The sequence below is a fragment of the Pantoea sp. ANP04 genome (genome assembly GCF_041982285.1).
GTDB classification, from domain to species: Bacteria; Pseudomonadota; Gammaproteobacteria; order Enterobacterales; family Enterobacteriaceae; genus Pantoea; species Pantoea eucalypti.
Genome location: NZ_JAUTYS010000013.1, coordinates 55859 through 80047 on the forward strand (window position 1 = coordinate 55859; position 24189 = coordinate 80047).

The 24189-nt window shown below is 56.9% G+C and carries 16 protein-coding genes and 1 pseudogene; 11 read left to right on the plus strand and 6 right to left on the minus strand.

What is annotated here, in order from left to right; genetic code table 11:
• Positions 1-4 precede the first annotated feature (4 nt).
• From ntrB to cobA, 5 genes are read left to right on the plus strand one after another with little or no spacing between them, the layout of a single operon-like run.
• Positions 5-877 carry a nitrate ABC transporter permease gene (ntrB, locus tag Q7C21_RS17280; RefSeq protein WP_003853116.1) on the plus strand — a complete coding sequence of 291 codons (873 nt, stop codon included), beginning with the start codon at positions 5-7 and terminating at the stop codon, positions 875-877.
• Between the two features lie 10 nt (positions 878-887).
• Positions 888-1679 (plus strand): ABC transporter ATP-binding protein, encoded by a 792-nt coding sequence (locus Q7C21_RS17285; protein WP_105099246.1) that lies wholly within the window; start codon positions 888-890, stop codon positions 1677-1679.
• A 10-nt stretch (positions 1680-1689) separates the two neighbouring features.
• Positions 1690-5754, plus strand: coding sequence for a nitrite reductase large subunit NirB (nirB, locus tag Q7C21_RS17290; protein ID WP_375150966.1), 4065 nt, complete (start codon positions 1690-1692; stop codon positions 5752-5754).
• Complete coding sequence (locus Q7C21_RS17295; protein ID WP_375150967.1) at positions 5751-8369, plus strand: molybdopterin-dependent oxidoreductase; 2619 nt, start codon at positions 5751-5753, stop codon at positions 8367-8369. Before nirB ends, Q7C21_RS17295 begins: the two co-directional genes overlap by 4 nt.
• A complete protein-coding gene (gene cobA, locus Q7C21_RS17300; protein ID WP_283543520.1) occupies positions 8369-9208 on the plus strand; it encodes a uroporphyrinogen-III C-methyltransferase in 840 nt (279 codons plus the stop codon). Before Q7C21_RS17295 ends, cobA begins: the two co-directional genes overlap by 1 nt.
• Positions 9209-9798: 590 nt before the next feature.
• Here cobA and Q7C21_RS17305 read toward each other — a convergent pair.
• Positions 9799-10593: a helix-turn-helix domain-containing protein gene (locus Q7C21_RS17305; protein ID WP_003848385.1), complete on the minus strand. Its 795-nt coding sequence runs from the start codon at positions 10591-10593 to the stop codon at positions 9799-9801.
• A gap of 87 nt (positions 10594-10680) precedes the next feature.
• Here Q7C21_RS17305 and Q7C21_RS17310 point away from each other — a divergent pair, with 87 nt between their 5' ends.
• Positions 10681-11871: an MFS transporter gene (locus tag Q7C21_RS17310; protein WP_140915680.1), complete on the plus strand. Its 1191-nt coding sequence runs from the start codon at positions 10681-10683 to the stop codon at positions 11869-11871.
• A gap of 91 nt (positions 11872-11962) precedes the next feature.
• Here Q7C21_RS17310 and Q7C21_RS17315 read toward each other — a convergent pair whose 3' ends face one another.
• Entirely contained in the window at positions 11963-12880 is a 918-nt protein-coding gene (locus Q7C21_RS17315; RefSeq protein WP_140915681.1) for a LysR family transcriptional regulator, read from the minus strand.
• A gap of 129 nt (positions 12881-13009) precedes the next feature.
• Between Q7C21_RS17315 and Q7C21_RS17320 the strand changes: the two genes are divergently transcribed.
• From Q7C21_RS17320 to Q7C21_RS17330, 3 genes and pseudogenes are all read left to right on the plus strand, one after another.
• Entirely contained in the window at positions 13010-14407 is a 1398-nt protein-coding gene (locus Q7C21_RS17320) for an amidohydrolase family protein (RefSeq protein ID WP_003848388.1), read from the plus strand.
• A 14-nt stretch (positions 14408-14421) separates the two neighbouring features.
• Positions 14422-14888: pseudogene (locus Q7C21_RS17325) on the plus strand (DMT family transporter).
• Positions 14889-14946: 58 nt separating this feature from the next.
• Positions 14947-15807, plus strand: coding sequence for an SMP-30/gluconolactonase/LRE family protein (locus Q7C21_RS17330; protein WP_375150968.1), 861 nt, complete (start codon positions 14947-14949; stop codon positions 15805-15807).
• Between the two features lie 88 nt (positions 15808-15895).
• On the opposite strand, the gene Q7C21_RS17335 is transcribed toward Q7C21_RS17330, so the two are convergent.
• From Q7C21_RS17335 to Q7C21_RS17350, 4 genes are all read right to left on the minus strand, one after another.
• Positions 15896-16498, minus strand: a complete 603-nt coding sequence (locus Q7C21_RS17335; RefSeq protein WP_003848391.1) for a site-specific integrase — start codon at positions 16496-16498, stop codon at positions 15896-15898.
• 129 nt (positions 16499-16627) lie between these two features.
• The gene (locus tag Q7C21_RS17340; RefSeq protein WP_375150969.1) at positions 16628-17836 is read right to left on the minus strand and encodes an MFS transporter; all 1209 of its coding nucleotides are present in this window, start codon (positions 17834-17836) and stop codon (positions 16628-16630) included.
• A 109-nt stretch (positions 17837-17945) separates the two neighbouring features.
• A complete protein-coding gene (locus Q7C21_RS17345; RefSeq protein WP_375150970.1) occupies positions 17946-18773 on the minus strand; it encodes a universal stress protein in 828 nt (275 codons plus the stop codon).
• An 18-nt stretch (positions 18774-18791) separates the two neighbouring features.
• The gene (locus Q7C21_RS17350; protein WP_375150971.1) at positions 18792-20270 is read right to left on the minus strand and encodes a SulP family inorganic anion transporter; all 1479 of its coding nucleotides are present in this window, start codon (positions 20268-20270) and stop codon (positions 18792-18794) included.
• 626 nt (positions 20271-20896) lie between these two features.
• Here Q7C21_RS17350 and Q7C21_RS17355 point away from each other — a divergent pair.
• Both Q7C21_RS17355 and Q7C21_RS17360 read left to right on the plus strand, forming a co-directional pair.
• Entirely contained in the window at positions 20897-22834 is a 1938-nt protein-coding gene (locus Q7C21_RS17355) for a methyl-accepting chemotaxis protein (RefSeq protein WP_069729944.1), read from the plus strand.
• 417 nt (positions 22835-23251) lie between these two features.
• A complete protein-coding gene (locus Q7C21_RS17360) occupies positions 23252-23989 on the plus strand; it encodes a metallophosphoesterase (RefSeq protein WP_375150972.1) in 738 nt (245 codons plus the stop codon).
• Positions 23990-24189 lie beyond the last annotated feature (200 nt).

A 24189-nucleotide genomic window follows, 5' to 3' on the forward strand; every position in this document is an offset into this window, starting at 1 on the left:
TGTTATGAGAACTGACGCGCGCGCGCTGGCTCAGCCGGAGCAAACCCCCGACAGTGCCACCGTAATTCCGTTACAGGTCACCCCGAAAGCCGCCGTTCGTCCGGCACGTCTGCGTCCGTTTTTGCAGCGCTGCATTCCGGCTGCGGGCGGCCTGCTGCTGATGTTGCTGGTGTGGCAGATCGCCGCCTTGTTTGAACCCTCGTTTCCTTCGCCTTACGCGACCTGGCAGGCTGCACAGGTTCTGTTCGCTGACCCGTTCTACAGCAATGGCCCCAACGATCAGGGCATCGGCTGGAATGTAATGGCCTCGCTGCAGCGCGTCGCCATCGGCTTCGGCCTGGCCGCGCTGGTGGGCATTCCGGCCGGTTTTCTGCTGGGACGCTTTACCTTTATGGCGCGGATGTTCAATCCGATTATCGCTCTGCTGCGCCCGGTCAGCCCGCTGGCCTGGCTGCCGATTGGACTGCTGCTGTTTCAGCGCGCCGAGCCAGCCGCCAGCTGGACCATTTTCATCTGTTCAATCTGGCCAATGATCATCAACACCGCCGAAGGGGTGCAGCGCATTCCGCAGGATTACCTCAACGTCGCGCGGGTGTTACAGCTCTCTGAATGGACGGTGATGCGCCGGATTCTGCTGCCCGCCGTGCTGCCTGCGGTGCTCACCGGCGTACGTCTCTCTATCGGCATCGCATGGCTGGTGATCGTCGCCGCCGAAATGCTGACCGGTGGTCTGGGCATCGGTTTCTGGATCTGGAACGAGTGGAACAACCTCAACGTGGCAAACATTCTGATCGCCATTCTGATTATCGGCGTGGTCGGGCTCCTGCTGGAGCAGGGTCTGATGCTGCTGGTGCGTCGTTTCAGCTGGGAAAAATAAGGAGAACATCATGCAGCAACACATTATTCGCGTTCAGCAGGTGAGCCAGCGTTTCAATACCGCCAGCGGCGAGTTCCTGGCCCTGGACAACGTCAGTTTTGATATCCGCGAAGGCGAAACCCTGAGCCTTATTGGCCATTCGGGCTGCGGCAAATCGACCCTGCTGAACCTGATTGCCGGATTAACCCGTCCCAGCAGCGGCGTACTGCTGTGTGATAACCGCGAAATCACCGGACCGGGTCCGGAGCGTGCGGTGGTGTTTCAGAACCATTCGCTGCTGCCGTGGCTGACGGCATTTCAGAACGTTGAACTGGCGGTGCAGCAGGTGTTTAAAGGGCGCTTCAACAAAGCGGAGATGCGCGACTGGATCGAACACAACCTCAATCGGGTACAGATGAGCCACGCCATGCACAAGCGGCCTGGCGAAATCTCGGGTGGCATGAAGCAGCGCGTTGGCATTGCGCGTGCCCTGGCGATGAAGCCGCGCGTGCTGCTGCTGGATGAGCCGTTTGGCGCGCTGGATGCGTTAACCCGCGCCCACCTGCAGGACAGCGTGATGCGTATCCAGCAGGAGCTGAATACCACTATCGTGCTAATCACCCATGACGTGGATGAAGCGGTGCTGCTCTCCGACCGGGTACTGATGATGACTAACGGCCCGGCAGCACAGGTCGGCGAAATCCTGACTGTTGATCTGCCGCGTCCGCGCTCGCGGGTCGCGCTGGCGGATGAGCCGCGCTACCACCAGCTGCGCCAGAAAGTGCTGCATTTTCTTTATGAAAAACAGACCACGGCGGCATAAGGAGCAGACCATGAGGCAACGGTTGCTGGTGATAGGTAATGGCATGGCGGGGATGCAGATGGTGGAGAGCCTGCTGCAACGTGCGCCGCAGCGTTACGCCATCACGGTCATTGGCCGCGAGCCGCACGGCAACTACAACCGCGTGCTGTTGTCGCCGGTGCTGGCCGGTGAAAAATCCTTCAGTGACACCCTGATCCACGATCAGGCGTGGTATCAGCGGCACGGCGTCACGCTCCTGAACGGTGAAACCGTCCTGCAGGTCGATCTTGCCGCGCGTACTGTGCAGACCGATCGGCGCCAGCTCAGCTGGGATCAACTGGTGTTTGCCACCGGTTCGCAGCCTCGTCTGCCCGCGATTCCTGGCATCGATGCGGATTGCGTCCGGGTTTTTCGCAGCATTGCTGACGTCCGGCAACTGCTGGCAGGTCAGGGACCGGTGGTGGTGTTGGGCGGCGGCTTTCTGGGTATTGAAGCGGCAGCAGCACTCCGCGCCCGTGGCCGTGATGTCACGCTGGTCCACCACAAACCCTGGCTGCTGGATCGCCAGCTGGATGCAAAAGCGGGCGAGCTCTTGCTGACGGCATTAGCGCAGCGCGGCATCCGCTGTGAACTCAACAGCGGACTTGTGGCGATTGACGAGACGGGTGTGACGCTGACCAGCGGCCACCACGTTGCCGCCACACAGGTGGTCATCGCCATCGGCGTTCAGCCCGGGATAACGCTGGCGCAGGCGGCGGGTCTGCCGTGTCAGCGCGGCATTCTGGTGGATGGTCAGCTGCGCAGTGCCATTCCTGGAGTTTACGCGGTGGGTGAGTGCTGTGAAATCGCGGGCGAAACCTTTGGTCTGGTCGCGCCTTGTCTGGCGCAGGCGCAGATTCTGGCGGCGCAACTGGCCGGATCGCCGCTGGCGGATTTTGTCAGCCAGCCGCTGGCGACACGCCTCAAAGTGAGTGGCATTTCACTGTTCAGCGCGGGCGACGTCAGTGAGGCGCCCTCTATCAGCAGTTTTGACCCGATCTCTGGCGACTATCGCCGTCTTTTTCTTCGTCATGGCCGCCTCTGTGGCGTGCTGCTTTCTGGCGACACCCGGCAAGGGCCTGCGCTGATGGAGCGTCTTCAGCACGCCGAACCTGTCACGTTCGCTGCCCTGTTCGATCACGATCAACCTGAACCGCAGCCACAGGCTGCAGAGAGTCCTGAAATGAGTAAACCGGTTTTAGCCGTGGTGGGTCACGGCATGGTCAGTCACCATTTTCTTGAGCAGCTGGTTGCCCGCGAAATGCATCAGCACTATCACATCGTGGTTTATGGCGAGGAGCGCCAGCAGGCTTACGATCGGGTGCATCTGTCGGACTATTTCAACGGCAAAACGGCCGACGACCTGTCGCTGGTCGACGGGGACTTCTTTGCCCGGCACGGTATCGAACTGCGGAGTGGCTATTCGGTTGTCGCGATCGACCGCCAGCAGCGCAGCCTGCGTGACAGCACGGGCAGTGAACTGGCCTGGGATAAGCTGGTGCTGGCGACTGGCTCACGCGCGTTTGTCCCCCCGGTGCCGGGCCACGACGGCGATCGCTGCTTTGTCTATCGCACGCTGGACGACCTTGATGCCATTGCCACCTGCGCCCGCCATAGCCAGCGCGGCATCGTGATTGGTGGCGGCCTGCTGGGTCTGGAGGCGGCGAATGCGCTGCGGCAGCTCGGGCTCGAAACGCACGTGGTGGAGTTTGCGCCGCGCCTGATGGCGGTGCAGCTTGATGAGGGCGGTGCGCTGATGCTGCGTCAGAAGATCGATGCGCTGGGCGTGACGGTTCACACCTCGAAACAGACCGAACTGATTGAGCGACAGCCTGACGGCAGCGTGGTGCTGCGCTTTGCCGACGGCAGCAGTTTACCCGGCGATCTGGTGCTGTTTTCCGCCGGTATCCGGCCGCGCGATGAGCTGGCGCGTGAGGCGGGTCTGACGCTGGGACCGCGCGGCGGCATTGAGATTAACGATCGCTGCCAGACCAGCGATGACGACGTGTTTGCCATCGGCGAATGCGCGCTGTGGAACGGTCAGATCTTTGGCCTGGTCGCGCCGGGTTATCAGATGGCGCGGGTGCTGGCCGGACATCTGGCGGCTGAACCCACCGCATTCAGCGGTGCAGACATGAGCACTAAGCTGAAACTGCTGGGCGTGGAGGTCGCCTCGTTTGGTGACGCTCACGGCCGCACGCCGGGCAGCCAGCACTATCACTGGACCGACGGGCCAAAAGGCATCTACAAGAAAATCGTGGTCTCTGCGGAGGGCACCCGGCTGCTGGGCGGCGTGCTGGTGGGTGACAGTAGCGATTACGCCACGCTGTTGCAGATGATGCTCAATGACTTACCGCTGCCGACCGCACCGGAAAGCCTGATTCTGCCTGCACTTGCCGGTGCGCCAAAAGCGCCCGGCGTCGCGGCGTTGCCGGACAGCGCCCAGGTCTGCTCCTGCCACAACGTCAGCAAGGGCGATATCTGCGCGGCGGTGAAAGGCGGCTGCGGTGAGATGAGCAGCATCAGGAGCTGCACCAAAGCGGCCACCGGCTGTGGCGGCTGTGCGGCGCTGGTGAAGCAGGTGATGGAGTTTCAGCTGGAAAATCTCGGCGTTGAGGTGAAAAAAGATGTCTGCGACCACTTCAGCTATTCACGCCAGGAGCTGTATCACCTGGTGCGGGCTGGCGAGTTTAAAACCTTCGATGCGCTGCTGGCATCGCACGGTCGGGGGAACGGCTGTGAAGTGTGCAAGCCGCTGGTGGCGTCATTGCTCGCCTCCTGCTGGAATGATTATCTGCTGAAACCGGCGCATCTGCCGCTGCAGGACACCAACGACCGCTACTTCGCCAACATCCAGAAAGATGGCACCTATTCCGTGGTGCCGCGCGTTCCGGCAGGCGAGATCACGCCGCAGGGGCTGATCGCCATTGGCGAGGTGGCGGCGCGTTACGACCTCTACACCAAAATCACCGGCGGGCAGCGTATCGACCTGTTTGGTGCGCAGCTCGACCAGTTGCCGGATATCTGGCAGACGCTGCTGGAAGCGGGTTTTGAAACCGGTCACGCCTACGGCAAATCGCTGCGAACGGTGAAGTCCTGTGTGGGATCGACCTGGTGCCGCTACGGCGTGCAGGATTCGACCGCCTTCGCCATTGCGCTGGAGAACCGCTACAAGGGGCTGCGCGCACCGCACAAGATCAAGATGGCGGTTTCGGGCTGTACCCGCGAGTGTGCAGAAGCGCAGAGCAAAGATATCGGGGTGATCGCCACTGAAAAGGGGTGGAACCTCTACGTCTGCGGGAATGGCGGGATGAAGCCGCGCCATGCTGATCTGTTCGCCAGCGATCTCGACGACGCGACGCTGCTGCGCTATGTCGATCGCCTGCTGATGTTTTACATCCGTACCGCCGATCGGCTGCAGCGTACCAGTGTCTGGATGGACAATCTGGAAGGTGGTCTGGATTATCTGCGGCAGGTCATCATTGAGGATAGCCTCGGGCTGGGCGAGACGCTGGAGCAGGAGATGCAGCAGGTGGCAGACGCATACCAGTGCGAGTGGCAGACCACGCTGGCGGACCCGTCGCGCCGTGCGCTGTTTACGCCAACGGTTAACAGCGACCACGCTGATGAAACCCTGCACTACAGCCGGGTACGCGGTCAGCGTCAGCCTGAATCCGTACCTGCGCGTCCGCTGCTGCAACTGCCCGCTGAGCCCTGGAGTGCAATCTGCGCACTGGAGGCGATTCCCCCAGAGGCGGGGATTGGCGCACGACTTGGCAGTGAGCGTGTCGCGCTGTTCCGTCTGGGTGACGCGCTGTTTGCGCTGGAAGATCGCGAACCTGGCAGCGACGCCAGCGTGCTGTCGCGCGGGATCCTGGGCGATGTCGGCGGTGAGCCGGTGGTGATCTCTCCGCTTTACAAGCAGCGGATACGATTGCGTGACGGCCAGAGTCTGGATAATCCGCAGCACCAGCTGCGCTGCTGGCCGGTGAAGCTCGAAGCGGGGCAGATCTGGCTGGCAAATCGTCCGCTCAATCAGCTGGCGCAGGCATCATGAACAGCACCTGTCCCTATTGCGGCGTCGGCTGTGGCGTCTGCGTCACGCCGCAGGGACCTCATCAGGCAACCGTGACTGGCGACCCGCAGCATCCGGCCAATGCGGGCCGGTTGTGCGTTAAGGGGGCGGCGCTGGGTGAGACGCTGACGTCGCAGGGACGTCTGCTGACCGCCGAAGTTAACGGCCAGCCGGTCAGCCTTGATGCGGCGCTGGATGCGGCGGCGGCGGGATTGCGTGCGGTGATCGATCAATATGGTCCGCAGGCAGTGGCATTTTATGGTTCTGGCCAGCTGCTGACGGAGGATTACTACGTCGCCAATAAGCTGATGAAAGGCTACATCGGTGTCGCCAACATCGACACCAATTCACGGCTCTGTATGGCATCGGCGGTGGTCGGCTATAAGCGGGCGCTGGGAGCCGATGCGGTGCCCTGCTGCTATGAGGATCTGGAGCAGACCGATGTGGTGTTGCTGGTTGGCTCCAATGCTGCCTGGGCGCATCCTGTGGTCTGGCAGCGGCTGATGCAGGCAAAGCAGCAACGACCTGCAATGCAAATTGTGGTGATTGATCCGCGCCGCACGGCAAGTTGTGACCAGGCCGATCTCCACCTGCCGCTCCGTCCCGGCAGTGATTCGGCGTTGTTCTCCGGTCTGCTGCACTGGCTGGCTCAGCACGATGGCCTTGATAGCAGCATGTTGCCTCACCTTAATGGCGTGAATGAAACGCTGGCCGCTGCTGCGCAGTGGGATGTGGTGCGGGTGGCTGATACCTGTGATTTAACGGAGCAGCAGGTCGCGCATTTTTTCCAGCTGTTCAGCCAGCATGAGCGTGTACTTACGCTGTGGTGTATGGGGATTAATCAGTCCGTCACCGGCAGCGACAATAACCAGGCGATTCTTAATCTGCATCTGCTGACGGGTAAAATAGGGCGCGTGGGCTGCGGACCTTTTTCGCTGACCGGACAGCCGAATGCGATGGGCGGACGTGAAGTGGGTGGCCTGGCAAATCAGCTGGCGGCGCACATGAGTTTTACGGCAGCAGAATGCGATCGGGTGCTGCGCTTCTGGCGCAGCCCGACGATTGCCCGCGAGCCGGGGCTGACCGCACTGGACCTTTTCAGGGCAATTGCGGCAGGCGAGGTGAAAGCGGTGTGGATTATGGGCACCAATCCGGCGGTGTCGATGCCGGAGGGGAATCGCGTAGCGCAGGCGCTGGCGGCCTGCCCGCTGGTGATTGTGTCGGATGTGATGGCGCAGACCGATACCAGCGCCTTTGCCGATATTCTGCTGCCGGCCCAGGGATGGGGTGAGAAGAACGGCACGGTGACAAATTCAGAACGGCGTATTTCGCGTCAGCGCGCTTTTGCCGCCGCGCCAGGTGATGCACGGCCTGACTGGTGGCTGCTGGCGCAGGTGGCGCAGCGGCTGGGCTTTGGTGAGGGCTTCAACTGGCAGCATCCGTCGGAGATTTTCCGCGAGCATGCCGCGCTGTCGGGCTTTGAAAATCATGGCCAGCGCGCGTTTGATATCAGCGGGCTGGCGCAGTTGAGTCAGGCTGAATGGGATGCACTGCGTCCGGTGCAGTGGCCGGTGAACTGTAATTTTCCACAGGGTTGCGCCCGACTGTTTGGCGATCGCCGCTTTTTCCATCCGGACGGTAAAGCCCGTCTGCTTGTCCCGGCCACGCCTCTCCTGCCGCGGCGAGATTCTGCTTACCCGCTGCTGATGAATAGCGGTCGGGTGCGCGATCAGTGGCATACCATGACGCGTACCGGGCTGGTGCCGCGTCTGATGCAGCATTGCGATGAGCCCTTTGTGGCGCTGCATCCTGCTGACGCCGCGCAGTATGGCGTGACGGTGGGCGTTCTGGCGCGGGTGCAGTCTGCGCAGGGCTGGATCAGCGCCCGGGTGCGTATTGATGCGGGGATGCGGCGCGGCGAGTTGTTTGTGCCGATGCACTGGAACCGGCAGTTCAGTCAGCAGAGTCACGTCGATATGCTGATCGCCGGCCAGGCCTGTTCGTTTTCTGGGCAGCCTGCGCTGAAGCAGACGCCGGTACGGATTCGTCCGCTGGCGGTGACCTGGCAGGGCTGGTTCTGGCAGCGTGAGATTGCGCCGCTCGCGGGATTACGTTACTGGTCGCGCGCGCCTTATCCGGCGGTGCAGCGCTATGCCGTGGCGGGTGCGGGATCGCCGCAGGCGTGGCTGGCAGAGCAGATTGATCTGTCAGGCTGTGACGTGCAGGTCGCCACTGGCAGCGGCGCTGATTACCGGTTGCTGGCATGGCGCGACGGTGCATTGCAGCTGGCGTTTTATGCCGGTAGCGCCTTGCCGTCGCTGGATAGTGCGTTTGTTGCGGCGGCGTTTGCGGATGCGCCGCAGGATGCAGCCGGGCGGCACAGCGTGCTGGCGGGGCAGGCGATGCAGCGGCGTGCAGCGGGACGGATTATCTGTAGCTGTATGTCGGTGGGTGAGCAGACGATTTTGCAGGCGATGGCGCAGGGGTGTCGCACTACTCAGGCGTTAGGCGAGAAGCTAAAGTGCGGCACACAGTGCGGCTCCTGTATTCCGGAGCTGAAGCAGTTATTGCTGTCCGATGTGGTTGTGGAGGAATGATGACGCGAGCAATTGATTCTCTGGATAAGTTACTGGCTCCGGCCGGTGTGACAAAGCCGCAGAGTGCAGTATGGCTGGTGGGTGCAGGCCCTGGCGATGTGGAGTTGCTGACGGTGAAAGCATTGCGTTTACTGCAGCGGGCTGAGGTGGTGGTGTATGACCGGCTGGTGAGTGAAGCGGTGATGGCAGAGGTGCCGGAGAGTGCGTTATGCATTGATGTGGGTAAGCAGCCGGGGCAGCATGGGCTGAAGCAGGCGCAGATTAATCAGTTGCTGGTGGATCTGGCGCGTAGCGGGCGCAATGTGATCCGCCTGAAGGGAGGCGATCCGTTTATTTTTGGTCGGGGTGGCGAGGAGATGGTGAGCCTGCAGGAGGCCGGGATTCGCTGTGAGGTGGTGCCAGGGATTACCGCGGCGGTGGGCTGTGCGGCGGCCAGCGGCATTCCGTTGACGCACCGGGATTGTGCGCAGTCGTTGCGGTTGATTACCGGTCATGGCCGGAGTGGCGAGCCGCAGCTGGATGCGGCTGCGCTGTCGGCAGAGAATCAGACACTGGTGTTTTATATGGGGTTGAGCTGGAGTGCGTCGATCAGTGCGCAGTTGCAGGCGCAGGGACGGGATGCGGAGACGCCGGTGGCGATTATTGAGAAGGGAACCCGGCCGGATCAGCGGGTGCTGATTACCACATTGGGTGGGCTGGCGGAGACGGTCGCGCGGGATCAGCCGGTGTCGCCGTCGCTGCTGGTGGTGGGTGAGGTGGTGCGGTTTTATCGGGCGGATTTGCAGGTTCGGGGTGGGGGAGTTGGGGAGAGGTGCGTTGCGGAGGAAAGGCCTGCCTGATCGCAAAGGGATCCTGCATCCTTGCGGTTTGTTCGGGTGAGCAGACTGGGAGGGTTTGGTGAGCGGGTGAGCGGGTGAGCCGGTGCGTCGTGCAGGAAAGGCCTGCCTGATCGCAAAGGGATCCCGCATCCCTGCGGACTGGGCTCGCCTTCCATGGCTCGCACACTTTGCTCTTCAGGCAGGCCTTGCCTGCACTGTTGGCGATGGTGCGGCGTTTTGCTGGAGCAGATCTGGAGAGTGTGCGGGATTGTTCGGGTGAACAGGCTGGGAGGGTTTGGTGAGCCGGTGCGTCGTGCAGGAAAGGCCTGCCTGATCGCAAAGGGATCCCGCATCCCTGCGGACTGGGCTCGCCCTCCCTGGCTCGCACACTTTGCTCTTCAGGCAGGCCTTACCTGCACTGTTGGCGATGGTGCGGCGTTTTGCTGGAGCAGATCTGGAGAGTGTGCGGGTTAGTTCAGGTGAGCAGTTGTGTTTAATATCAACCAGGGAGGGGCTAAAGATGCGCAGTGACTATAGGTGATTAATGTCCGTTATGAGCGAAAAGCGGACGCTGACAGTCGTTGTAAAAATCCGGTTTGCGTTTTATTGCATTAGTCTAGGGAAGAAAAATATTGCGTTGGTGACTTCCCCAGCGCTTTTCTGAACATGGTGATAAACGCACTGACCGAATCATAACCCAGCATACCGGCTACGCGCTGCACAGACAGCCCTTCAGCCAGATGGCTCAGGGCAATCATTAAATGCAGTTGCTGACGCCAGCGACCAAAGCTCAGTCCTGTAGCATTTTTTATCAGCCTGGCCAGCGATCGCTCGCTGGTTGCCAGGTGTACAGCCCACTCTTTTAACGTCCTCCGGTCATCAGGATCCTTAAAAAGTCTCTCAGCCATAGCCCTGATTTTAGGATGGCCGGATACAGGCAGGTGGAGCGCTTTAACCGGCACATCCGTTATATGTTCCAGCAGCACCGCTGCCAGCCTCGCGGTTTTACTGTCAGGCGAATAAGCATGTTCCTGCTCTGCCAGATACAGAACAATCTCGCGGACAAGAGGACTAATCGCCAGGGTACAGCAGGCTTCCGGCATCGCTGCTGCGCCGGGTTCAATAAACAGAAAGCAGGTATCTGCATTCTTCGTGACCCGGCAACTGTGGGGGATTTCACCCGGAACCCAGACAGCATGTCCCGGTGGAACAATCCACAGCGCATCCTCAACCTCACAGCTCACTGCACCGCGCAAAGAGAGAATAAGTTGTCCCTTACGGTGAGCGTGCGGACTCTGCCCGGCATACTCGCCAGACGAAGATACATGCAGGGCTATAGCAGCCTGACTGAAAGCATCGGCATTAAACTCATCCGGTGAGGTCACCGGTTTTTTATCAACTGGCATGATTTAGTTATATATTGTCAGGTTGTCTATATTCTGTAACTCATTCGTCCTTTAAAGTCTTTCTTTTTACCAGAGAAAGCAAAATTTATGTCTCACACTACGAACAAGTGGTCTTCAGTCATACTTGTGACCGGCATCCTTTTTATCGCCATTAACCTGCGTGTTCCTTTTACCGCTATCGCACCCGTTTTAAAGTCCATTCGCCATGATTTTGGGCTAAGTATTACTGCCGTTGGGTTGCTTAACTCACTGCCTTTACTGGCCTTTGCCGCCTTTTCACCCCTGAGCGCCTCCGTCTCCAGGAAGTACGGTCTGGAACGCACCCTTTTTGGTGCACTCGCCGTGATTTCAGCTGGTATTCTGCTTCGCTCCACAGACAGCGTCTGGGCGCTTTATGGCGGAACCCTATTGATAGGTATCGGGATTGCCCTGGGCAATGTTCTTCTGCCTGGCCTTATAAAGCGCGACTTTTCCGGCAACGTGGCTTCCGTGACGGGGGCATATTCCATCACCATGGGCGCGGCTGGTGCTATTGGTTCAGCCATTATCATTCCTCTGACGCAGAGCTGGGGCTGGAACATCGCGTTAGCCATGCTGGTGATTGCACCTCTGCTGGCGCTGCTTTTATGGTTGCCCCAGTTGAAGAAAAAGCATCAGCTTCCAGCTGTGGGGGAGAAAAAAGCGGCGACCGTCGCGGTCTGGCGCTCGCCTCTGGCCTGGCAGGTCACCCTGTTTATGGGCCTGAATGCGATGCCGTTTTATGTTGCGGTCGGCTGGCTGCCAGCCATTCTTACGGACAGTGGACTCTCCTCAGCTCAGGCTGGTGAGGTACACGGTATCCTTCAACTGACCACCGCCATTCCCGGCCTGATTCTGGCCGCCACGCTGCGCCGTCTTAACGATCAGAAATTAGCTGCTGCTGGCGTCAGCCTGGTAACCGCAGTGTCCTATATCGGCATCCTGTATTTGCCGAATCTGGCGATGCTATGGGCGGCGCTTCTCGGCTTCGGCTGTGGCGCCAGCATGATGCTGGGTCTGACCTTCATCGGGCTGCGTACCAAAAACGCCGGTGATGCTGCCGCGCTGTCAGGCATGGCACAGAGTGTCGGTTATCTGATGGCAGCAATGGGGCCACTGTTGCTTGGTAAAGTACAGGAGCTGTCCGGAGGCTGGACGGTGCCGTTACTGATGACCGCAGCAATCGCGGTCGCAGGTGCCTGCACTGGAATGGCTGCCGGACGAAACGCTCACCTGGAACCTTCACAGCAGCCTGGCTGAAATTGCTGATACCGCGGGGGACAATGGTTTCCCTGCTGTGGATGTTATTAATTATCGTTCTGCAGCGTCTTACTGCTATCGGAGGCATCTTTTACAGGGAAGACAGATTCTCCGCCGCGCTATCATTAAAAAGCCCGGCGACCCAGTCAGCAAAAACACGCACTGCAGGAGAGAGAAAGCGCTGATGCGGATAGAGCATCGTCACCGGCACTGAAGCTGGCTGCCAGTCCGCCAGAACCTCGACCAGCGTCCCTTGCTGCAGTTTTTCCGAGATGACATTCTCAGCAAGCTGCGCCAGTCCAAAACCCTCAAGACACAGTCTGATATAGAGTCCCGTTTCGTTAACGGCTACATCGCCCGCGACCGGGATGGATAGTACCTCCGTGCCTCGTGTAAAACGCAGTTCATTAGTGCGTCTTCCCGAACCGGAAAAGTAATGAATCGCCCGATGCTGCAACAACGCCTCCGGCGTCTCAGGAATACCGTGCTCTCTGAGATAGTCCGGCGAGGCGCAGGTCACCCAGCGAAACCGGCCAAGCGGACGGGCAACCAGTGTGGAGTCAGTCAATTCTCCGGTTCGGATGACGCAATCCACGCCTTCCTGAACAAGATCGACCTGCCGGTCACTGACGCCAATCATCAGGTAAATATCCGGGTAGAGCCGGTAAAAATCTTTCAGGTTGGGCATAACGATGAAATGGGCGATCCCGCCAGGCATATCAACCCGCAACCGTCCCTGGGGGCGTCTGACGGAATCAGTCAGGCTGGATTCAGTGTGTTCAATCAGCGACAGGATCTCCCGGCACTGCGCCAGATACTGAAGGCCTTCAGGCGTGAGGCTGACCCGCCTTGTCGTCCGGTTAAGCAGGCGCACCTGCAGATATTTTTCAAGATTTTTAATCGTGCTGGTGACGGTGGATGAAGGCAGTGACAGCGTTTTGGCCGCGCGCACAAAACTTCCGGCTTCAGCGACCCGCATGAAAACCTGCATAGCCTGAATCCTGTCCATGGTTCTGTTCCGCAATAAACGTAAGTGTAATTATTCGCGAATTATGAATTATGAAAACGTTTTAAGCATCTTTTTCAGGTTAATGGCGTAGCGTATCGTTTCCCAATCAATCAGGAAAGAGACAAGTCAATGAGCGGTTACATCAGAAATATTGTTAATAATCAAAACATCACGTCTCAGGTAACGTTGATCCGTGACGCGACGATACTGAGCATGGACGAGAACGTCGGTAACATTGAACGTGGTGATATTCTTATCAGCGGCTCAACGATCACCGCTGTAGGCCAGAACCTTGACGCGCCTGGTGCGCAGGTGATTGATGCAACTAACATGATTGCCATGCCGGGAATGGTCGATTCTCATCGTCATGCATGGGAAGGACAGCTGCGCCGCATTAACCCGAACGCCACCTGTCTGGATGACTACAGCAATGCCACGCACTTCTCGTTCGCAAAATATTATCGTCCTGCCGATATCTATGTCGGCAATCTGCTGACAGCGCTGGGCGCTATTGATGCGGGCATTACCACGATGATTGATAACTCGCACAATAGCCGGACCGCAGCGCATTCCGATGCCGCCGTCGAGGCCCTGCTTGATACCGGCATTCGTGCCATTCATGCTTCCGGCGCACCGGTAGCCGGCGAATGGGATAAAGCGCACTGGCCGGGAAACTGGCAGCGCCTGCAGGAGAAGTATTTCACCAGCGCCCCTGAAAGCCTGGTCTCCCTCGCCGTTATGGCGCAGCTGGAGCCAGCGTTGTGGACCGAGGCACGCAGGCTGGGACTGCCGATTGTAACGGAGTTCTTTGGGGCTGAGATGGGGTCTGAACTTGAGTCGCTGCATCAGCAGGGGCTGCTGGGTCCGGACAATATTTTCAATCACTGCACGGCGCTGTCTGACCGTGGATGGGAAATTCTGCGGGAAGCAGGTGTCCGGGTGAACGTCTGTCCACGCTCAGATTCGCACTATGGCATTGAAAGCGGAATGTTCGCCATTGAGGCCGCGCAGCGTCATGGCATCAGTCCAGGCCTGAGCGTAGACAATGAAACGTCGTACAGCACCGACATGTTTATGGAGATGCGCGTTGCCTTTTACCTTCAGCGGGTGATGGGGATGCATCAGGAGCAATGCTGCGATTCTGAACATGCGCTGAAAACGCTTCCGGCGGCGCAACTCCTTAAAGCCGCGACTCTCGATGGCGCAGCCTGTGCAGGGTTACGGGACAAAGTGGGCAGCCTGACGCCAGGCAAACAAGCCGATCTGGTTCTGATTAACGCCAGTGACCTCAACCTTTACCCGTCCGGCAATGCCTTTGGCACGGTGGTTCATGCCGCCGAGCGCAGCAACATCGATACCGTCATGATCGGCGGGCGAATCCTTAAACAGAACGGCAAGGTGCTGGGCGTGGACAGCTCGCGACTGCGTGCGGCAATTGATGAGTCACGTGAGCACCTGTTTACCGCCTCTGGCTACCAGCCTGACATGTTTGCTGACACCTTCCTGCCGCTGGAGCAGTCAGACTGACCGGGATGAAAAGCATGATCTATTACGTAATCGCCTTTGCCGCAGGTCTGGGGATCACCCTGCAGACGACCCTGAACAGCCAGCTGGCAAAAGGACTGGGCGGCGACCCGGTCACTGCTGCGCTTTTTTCCTTTACGGCGGGCGCGTTCAGTCTGGGTATTTACGCCCTGCTGCGAGGTGGGCTGATAACATCGTTATCAGCAATCCCATCGCAGCCTCTATGGAGTCTGGCGGGCGGTCTTATTGGCGCATGTGCTCTGTTCAGCTATGTCGTGCTTGCACCGAAAATCGGGTTTTCAGCCCTGCTCGGGCTGGCTATTGTCGGACAGTTACTTTCCTCGCAGATGTTTGACCATTTTGGCCTGCTGGGGCTGTGCGTCGGCCGGTTTCGTTACTCAGGCTGGGGGGATTGGTTGTCATGCTGGCCGGACTCGCCGTCATGCTTTTCGGCGAGCGGCTCTCAGCACGTTTTCTGCAGTAACGGCGTTACCCACCTCTGCCGACGAACGGTAAAACCCTAAATAATCCGGAGGCTTAACATGTTATCAATCGCAGTTGATGTCAGGAATACGCTGGGAGAGTGCCCGCTGTGGTGTGAAAGAACCCGCAGGCTCTACTGGACTGACATCGAAGCCAGTGAACTGCTCGCACTGGAAGAAGGCACTGGCGCTGTGATGCGCTGGTCGCTTCCTGAACGTCTCGGCTCTTTTGCCCTGACTGAACAAAACAACGTTCTGCTGATGGGATTTGCATCCAGGCTGGCTTTCTATGATCTCAACAGCGGGTTGCTTACCCCGGTGGCCCCTTCACCGGGAGACACCGGCACCAGCATAGGTGATGGACGGTGTGACCGTACCGGTAATTTTGTCTTCGGAACGATGGATGACGGTTATCCCGTTAAAGTCATCGGTAGATTTCACCGGCTCAACGCGGCGACGCTGACTGTTGAGACGCTTGCACTGCCCGATGTGGCTATCCCGAACAGCATCTGTTTCAGCCCCGATGGTGGCACGCTCTATTACTGTGACTCGATGCAGGGCCGAATAATGTGCTGTGATTATCCCTCGCTGCGAAACCAGCGCGTGTTCGCAGAAACCGAAGGCAGCGGCGCGCCTGACGGCTGCTGCGTGGATGCGATGGGATATCTATGGAATGCTGAATGGGGAGGGAGCCGTGTTGTCCGTTACCGCCCGGATGGGACCACCGCTGCTATTCTGACATCACCTGGAATGCAGAGCACCTGTCCAGCACTTGCCGGTGAGGGTTTTACCCATCTCTATTGCACCACTGCTTCTGTGGGGCTTACTGCGCTGTCTGAATATGACGGTGCACTGCTCAAGGCTGAATCTGATGTCAGCCCCGGCTTACCTGAAAAGCGCTTTGCGGCACACCCAGTTTAACGGTTTTGATACTGAGAGAACTTTGCCAGTTCAGGCTCAAAGAAAATGTACGTTTCTGGCACAGGGCTGCTGTAGCAGCCCTGACAAATTAGACTTCAATCGACTCTGATATCTCCAGGGCATCATCTACTTCAATGCCCAGGTAACGTACAGTGCTTTCGAGTTTTTTATGACCCAAAAGTAACTGGATAACACGAAGGTTTTTCGTTTTTTTATAGATAAGATATGGCTTTGTTCTGCGCATGGAATGCGTACTGTAGAGTGTTTCATCGAGACCCAGCTTCTCAATCCATCCATGAAAAATACGGTTATATTGTCTGGTTGAAATGTGTCTTGAAGAACCAATGCGGGACTGAAAAAGATAGTCGCTACTACGTAAATGAGCGATTTTGATCCATGCGGATACAGCCTCTCTGGTTCCCTTCGTCAGTTCAAACTGAACAGGGCTGCCCGTTTTTTGCTGCAGCACAGTCGCTCTGCCCGAAACAGTGTGTCCATAGGCCACATCAGAAACTTTCAACTTAACCAGATCGCAGCCCCGAAGTTTACTGTCCAGAGCCATGTTAAACAGAGCCAAATCGCGGACTTTTCCTTCCAGCTCAAGACGGATACGAATTCCCCAGATATGAGAGATCTGAAGAGGTCGTTTCTGGCCAATAAGGCGGCTTTTGTTCCAGGGGGATACTGTCATGTTCAATCTCCATTGGGTGAGGAGATGTGATTATGGTTGTCTCATTTGAGCGAAAAGCGGACGTTGTCCGCTTCGGTACAGAGTTGAATTTACTTACTGCACTTTGGGCCTGTCAGGTAAGTCCTGTGTTTAGCTGTTTATGTCCTCGGGGCTGGCGGCCTTAACCCGGGTTGCGGCCAAGCTGGCAGTGAGAATGAAGACCAAGCAAATCAGCGCCTGTATTCTTAGAGTGACATGATGATCAATCAGCACACCCATGATGACCGGAGAGGCCCCACTGGCGAGCACCGTACCTGCCTCAACAGCCGATCGCACTTTTGCCAGCTGTGCGGGGCCAAAGAGCTGCACCCATAGCGCGGTCGCCAGCGTGGACGCAATGGCTGACGATACGCCGGTCATAATGAGATAAAACGGCGTGACCCACTGACTGCTGCTGAGCCACAGCGCAAGCATGCCAGCGCCTTGCGGCAGAAGAAACCACGGCAGAAGACGGCGCGGTGTGAGCCGGTCTATCAGCGGACCAAATGATAACAGGGACGCCGCCTGCGTAACGGCGTAGGCGATAAACCACGCAGCAACCCACGACAGTGCCCACTCTTTTTCCTCTGCAAGACGCGCCTGATGAAAAAAGAATCCCGTGGTAATGAAAGGTGACGCCAGCACTGCCGGCAGCGCCAGAAGCAAGTTACGGTTTTTCCATACTGACATTTCGCGAACCTTCTCTGCGCCCCGCTTTCTGAACGTCCGCAGCGGCTTTTCGGCAGTGCGTGTAAGGCAGCTGACAGCCAGCGCAACGCCGACAAACAGAACCGCAGCATTAATCAGCCAGGCAGTGCGCCATCCCGTCAGATAGTTAATCTGCACGGCAGCCAACGGAAACAGCGCCTGTGCGATCGACAGGCCCAGTGCGATAGCACCCAGCGCTTTTCCGGCGTCCAGCGGGAACTGACGCGCAGTCACCGTCAGGGCGGTATGCACCATCAGGCCTTGTCCGCCGAGGCGAAGCAGGTAAAAGCCTGCACAGAGCATCCATGCCGCCTGCGCACCGGAGACGAGCAGGCACGCCGTTATCATCAGCAGGGTAACGGCCAGGGTGAATCGACGGGTAGTGGTGTAGTCAATCAGCCTGCCCGCCCAGGTCAGGGTGACGGCACTCATCACGGTGCCCGCGGCATAAAGTCCGCCCAGCCCGCCGTCGCTGAGCCCGAATGCCTGACGCAGGTCCTGCCCGTAAAGCGATACGAAGTAAGTCTGTCCAAAACTCGACATTGCCATCAGTATCGCGCCAAAGGCGAGATGGCTACCGTGCTGATACATAAAGCGAAACAGCTGACGCATGGTATTCCCTGAGCACGGCTGACAAAGGCGCCGCACAAATGAACTGCTCCGGGACTTATGTTCCCTAGGCTCGTTATGAAAAGGGCCTGCGATTGCAGGCCCGTAAAGTTTACCGCAGCATCAGCAGCGGATGACGGCTTTCAGCCAGCATCGCCGTGGTGTGACTGCCGATAAAGAACCGGCGCAACCGGGAGTGTCCCCAGGCTCCCATCACGATCAGGTCCGTTCCGTTATCCTCCGCGTAACGGCACAGCCCGCGCGAGACGGATTCATCCTGAATCAGCCGCGACTCTGCATCAATGCCGGCTGCCTTCAGGATTTGCTGCGCATCATGTAGTGAAGCATCGTTGCCGTTCACCATCACGACATGGCAGGTCAGGCCACGAAGCAGCGGGCTCACGGTCAGCCGGGTCAGGTTTAGGCGGCTCGCCTCGCTGCCGTCCCAGGCAAAGAGCACCCGGGATGGCGCGCTGAACGTTTCCGGTACGACCAGCACGGGCTCTCTCTGCAGGCGAATGACGCTTTCCAGATGGCTGCCCACGGTATGTTCCGCACCGCGCCGGTCGAGAACCATCAGCCTGACGTCATCGAGTCCGGCAAGGATTTCATCCAGCGCGCCGTGCATCTGCAGCTTGCGCACTTCCGGACCCCCTGCACGGGCCAGTCGCTCAGCACAGCCGCCCAGAATGGCTTTACCCTGTGCCATGAGCAGGCGGCTGCGCTCGCCCTCCACGCGCACCAGCTCTTCGGTCAGCAGCTCTTTGCTGTCGATGCCAATGCTGCCGCTCAGGTCAGAGATGGCCGGATGGCCGTCTTTTTCCAGTACGTGCAGCAGAGCCAGCGACGCAGAGAGGCCGGCGGCGGCCCACGCCGCGTAGTCACAGACCGGCACGGTTGACGGCGAACCGTCCACGCAGGCCACAACGGTATTGTTCATAGCTGAATCTCCTGTCGGTTAGTGACCGCCCATCAGTTTTTCCGCTTCTTCCGGCTTGTCGTGCACGCCGAAGCGGTCAACGAGGGTACGGGTGGCGTCGTTCATGCCCAGTATTTCTACCTCCGCGCCTTCCCGGCGAAACTTAATCACCGCCCTGTCCAGCGCGCTTACGGCGGTGATGTCCCAGAAGTGGGCGTGCGTGACGTCAATAACCACGCGTTCTGCCGCTTCCCTGAAGTCAAAGTGGCTCATAAAGCGATCGGCGGCGGCAAAAAAGACCTGACCGATCACGATATAGGTCCTGGTATCACCCTCCAGTGACGACCTGACCGTCATAATGCGCGCCACTTTGGTCGCAAAGTTCAGCGATGCAATCAGTACCCCGGTCAGCACGCCGAAAGCCAGGTTATCGGTTGCAACCACTACCGCCACGGTTGCCAGCATGACCACGCTGGTCGACAGCGGATGGCGGCGCAGGTCGGTAATAGAGCGCCAGGAAAAGGTGCCGATGGACACCATGATCATCACCGCAACCAGTGCCGCCATTGGGATTTGCGACACCCACTCACGCAGGAATACCACCATCAGCAGTAGCACTACACCCGCGGTTAGAGTGGAAAGTCGGCCCCGTCCGCCGGACTTCACGTTTATCACCGACTGACCAATCATGGCGCAGCCCGCCATACCGCCGATAAACGCCGTACAGACGTTAGCAATGCCCTGCGCCTTGCACTCGCGGTTTTTATCGCTCGGGGTGTCGGTCATGTCGTCCACGATAGTGGCGGTCATCATCGACTCCAGCAGTCCCACCACGGCAAGGCCGGCGGAGTAAGGCAGGATAATCAGCAGCGTATCCAGGTTCAGCGGAATGTCCGGAATGAGGAACACCGGCAGGCTGTCGGGCAGCTTGCCCATGTCGCCCACGGTGCGCACGTCCAGATGCAGCCACATGGAGATGGCGGTCAGCACCACGATGCAGACCAGCGGGGAGGGAATGGTTTTATTGAGGTACGGAAAGAGGTAGATGATTGCCAAGCCTGCGGCGGTGAGCGCATACACGTGCCAGGTCACGTTGGTCAGCTCCGGCAACTGTGCCATAAAAATCAGAATGGCCAGCGCGTTGACAAAGCCCGTCACGACCGAGCGCGACACGTAGCGCATCAGGCTGCCAAGCTTCAGGTAGCCGGCGACCAGCTGCAGCAGGCCGGTGAGCACCGACGCTGCCAGCAGATACTGCAGACCGTGGTCTTTCACCAGGGTTATCATCAGCAGCGCCATCGCACCGGTGGCCGATGAAATCATCGCGGGGCGTCCGCCAAAGATGGCCATCACCACGGGAATACAGAACGCCGAGTACAGGCCGACCTGCGGGTCGACTCCGGCAATGATGGAAAACGCGATCGCTTCAGGAATGAGCGCGAGCGCGACGACAATACCGGCGAGCACGTCACCACGGACGTTGCCCAGCCAGTCCTTACGCGTCGAGGACAGCAGCATAATAATTTCTCAGATTTTGAATACAGTCAGCCCGTGAGGGCAAAATTTCGGGTACGAAAAAGCACATCCGCAGTCGGGATGTTTTTGAGTGCGCGACTGAAACTACTCAGTGCGACAGGGGAGGGTTACGACTCAGGGTGGCGTAAGACGCATGATTTTTTAGTACTCCTTTACGGCAACCTATGCCTTCAGGACTGAATTAAGCCAGCTCATCAGGGGATGAACGCAGACCACAAATCCTGCTCTTGCCATAACAGGAGCTTAACTATAAACGAAAGAAGAAAGAGATCAATGTTTCACCGTGCAGATCATCGCCAGGTAAGTAATCAGAAAGGCACTCCTGCTAATGTCCGCTTATGGCACAAAGCGGACATGAATCATGTATAAAACTCGTTAAGAGAGAAATTGATATTAACAATCTTTCCTACCTCTTATGAGGTAATTAATAACATCAGCATGGGCTAATTACTGGGTGACAGGTTAGACCTTGTTGCAATTCAACCTAAACATTCACTTTCTTACGCCTGCTATAAAGTTAATGAACAGTTAACCGATAATGATGATTAAGATGCTTTCAATCTGCATTATTTTTGTTCTTATAATAATTAATTCAGCAGGATGTAAAAATGAATAATATTCTTAACAATATTAATCTTACCGCTAAGTTTGCAATTCTGGGCTTGTTTTGCCTTGTTCTTTTTTCAGTTCCTACCGTGCTTTTTGTGTCAGAAGGTAATAAATATATTCAGGACAAGCAGAAAGAAGTAACAGGAGTGCCTGCTGAAAACAAAATCCTTGCCCTGTTGAATCTGATACAGCGCCATCGCGCTGAAACAGCCCTCGCTATTGCGCAAAAAAATCCTGCCACCTCATCGCGTCTAAGTGTTAGAGATGACATTGTTACTATCACCGATGTCATCAAGAAAGAGATGGCGCAGACAGAAGGCAGTGCGGGTTTAATCGATAAAATTAATGGGGTGCGTGCACAGTGGGACGCGCTGCAGCAGGACATTGATGCTTCGAAACTGGATCAAACGGCCAGCCTTGACGCACATGCGCAACTCATCCGCAAACTTCTTAACACAAACCGCGACGTGCTGGATTTTTACGGTCTGTCGCTTGATTCAGATATCAGTACGTACCGCCTGATTACCAGCAATTTCTCATCATTGCCTGAGCTTACCGAAAGTCTGGGTAAAATTCGTGCGTTCGGGACTTCACTGCTTGCCAGGAAAGAAGCCGTTAGTGAGGCTGACTCTGTCCGTATGGAATCATTAATCAGCACGGGTGCCTATAACCTGGATATGTTTGCTCAGGACTCAGAGAAGCTTTTTTCGTCTGATACAGGGCTGAAGCAGAAATTCAGTGCCGATGCCGACGGGGCCGTACAGGAAGCTCAAAATGCCCTGAAAACTGCAGGTGAGTTATTTATTAGCCGCAGTATGACGAATCAGAGTCCTCAGGACTATGCCGCACTTTTTACCAGCGCGATTAACAGATTCAGCACCTACGCGATTGCGGGCGGTAATGAACTGAATGACATGCTGAACCAGCAGATTACGGACCACCGGCATGCACAGTATGGTTTGCTGAGCGTTCTTCTCTTTATGGTCCTGCTTTCTGTCATTTTCGCATTGATTATTATCCGTTCTGTAACACGACCTATCGGTGCCGCGTCCAAGCTTGCGCTTGAAGTGGCAGAAGGCGATCTGACCGCATCTTTTTCCGTGACAGGACGCAATGAAACAGCCGGTCTGCTTAAGGCATTACTGCAGATGAGTCAGCGCCTGACGGTGACGGTAGAAAACATTAAAAGTAATGCTGTCACCATTGCCACCTCATCTGAGGAGATTGCCCGCGGTAACGGCGATCTTTCTGCGAGGACGGAAGAACAGGCTGCATCGCTGGCTGAAACAGCCGCCAGTATGGAACAACTCTCTTCGATCATCGGCAACAATGCTGAAAACACCCGCCATGCTGCAGAAATGGCCAGCTCGGCTACCAGCGCGGCATTGCGTGGCGGTCAGGCAATGGAATCAGTGCTGGGTTCCATGGAGAAAATCAGCAGCAGTGCAGGGCAGATTAAGGAAATCATTTCTGTCATTGATGGGATTGCGTTTCAGACGAATATTCTCGCGTTAAACGCGGCTGTTGAAGCTGCCCGGGCCGGTGAGCACGGTAAGGGCTTTGCGGTTGTTGCGGCGGAAGTCAGATCGCTGGCACAGCGCTCGGCTGGCGCGGCGAAAGAAATTAAAGGACTGATCGAACAGTCTGTGGAGAATGCTGAGCAGGGCATTTCGATGGCCCGGGATGCAGGTGAAAAAGTGAAGGAGAGTATGGATGCGATTGAACAGACAGCACAGCTGGTGAGAGAGATTTCATCTTCTTCAGAAGAGCAGAGTGCAGGCGTATCGCAGATAAATATTGCCGTTACTCAGATGGATCAGGTCACACAGCAGAATGCCGTGCTCGTTGAAGAGTCAGCATCGTCTGCTGATGAACTTGCAAGTCGAGCCGCTAATCTGAGGGACGCGGTTAGCGTGTTCCGCACAAACGCTGGTTAAAATTTCTGTTAAGTGCTTTTTATATGTCTGTAAACGGCGTGCTGCCAGGCGCATTTCTTAGGCCTGTCATCTCAGTAACAGTATTCCATAAGCCATCCTACGGGATGGCTTAATTCCTTCCTTACGTAACGTTGGCACAAAGCGGACATACGTGCTGCAAGGTCCGCTATGAGCGAACAGCGGACGTTACGCTTCCCTGCTAACATTGGCTCTGAGCAGTCAGAATAGAACTTAGTGATTCATTGTGAATTCCCGAACGCCTTTGCAGCCAGTCTGATTCGCCGCAACTTTTTGAATTACTGTTCCTAATTAATCTGTCCATTGTTGCCATAGTGGTGAAAAACATGAAATTTGAAACCGGATTCATGGTTATGAATCACGATCTTGTTCCCCACACAATAATCGTATGAGGTTTTTATGCTGATAGCGCAGGTTTCAGACATTCACGCCTCACCCGAAAATGACCATCTGTTTCGGTTCGATCAGGTACTAAATTGGCTTACGCATCTGCAGCCGGACGTACTGGTAGTTACAGGTGATCTAACAGATGGGCATTGGCAGGAAGGTTATATAAAGATAGCTGACCGTCTGAATCAGCAAAATTACCCTTCGTTGGTCCTGCCGGGTAACTCAGACGACCGCTGTCTGGTGCGTTCTGTTTGGGATGAGAACAGATGGGCGCACGATGCCCAAGGAGAGGCCCTGCACTTCATTCATAACACCGGTGGCATTCGCCTGATTGGTCTGGATTCGACGATTGATTATAAGGATTACGGCAGTGTGACTGACCATCTGGAATGGTTGGATAATCAACTTAGTGACGCATGCAGCCCTCCGTCATTGCTGTTTATGCACCATCACGTATTTGCATCTGGCATACCAACGCTAGACGAAACGATGTGCAGAGGTCTGCCTGAGATGGAAAATTTGATTAGACGCGCCCCGACCAGACTACTCGCCATTTCTTCAGGCCATGTCCACAGACCAATAGCGGGTACGTTTGCGGGCATACCTGCCTACATTTGTGGCTCCGTTTGCCCGGCTAATCCTGTCTGGTTTGGAACAGTAAACGTTCCTCCTGCGAATGACCCGCCAGCATTGATGATTCACCGCTACGTCAGTAAATCCATTACCAGTCATCACGTTTGCGTTTAACTGGTATTCAGAAAAGCATAGACCTCATAGAAAACGACCTGATCCCCAGTGATCAACACATAAAGTTGTGCGGGAGCAATGTCTGCTCTTGGCACATAGCGGACGTTAGCCCTATCTCCCAATCGTAGTTGAAACAACTCCTTTACAATCTCACTTTTCAACAAGGGAAATACTCCTGTCGCTGTTCGGGAGTACTGAGC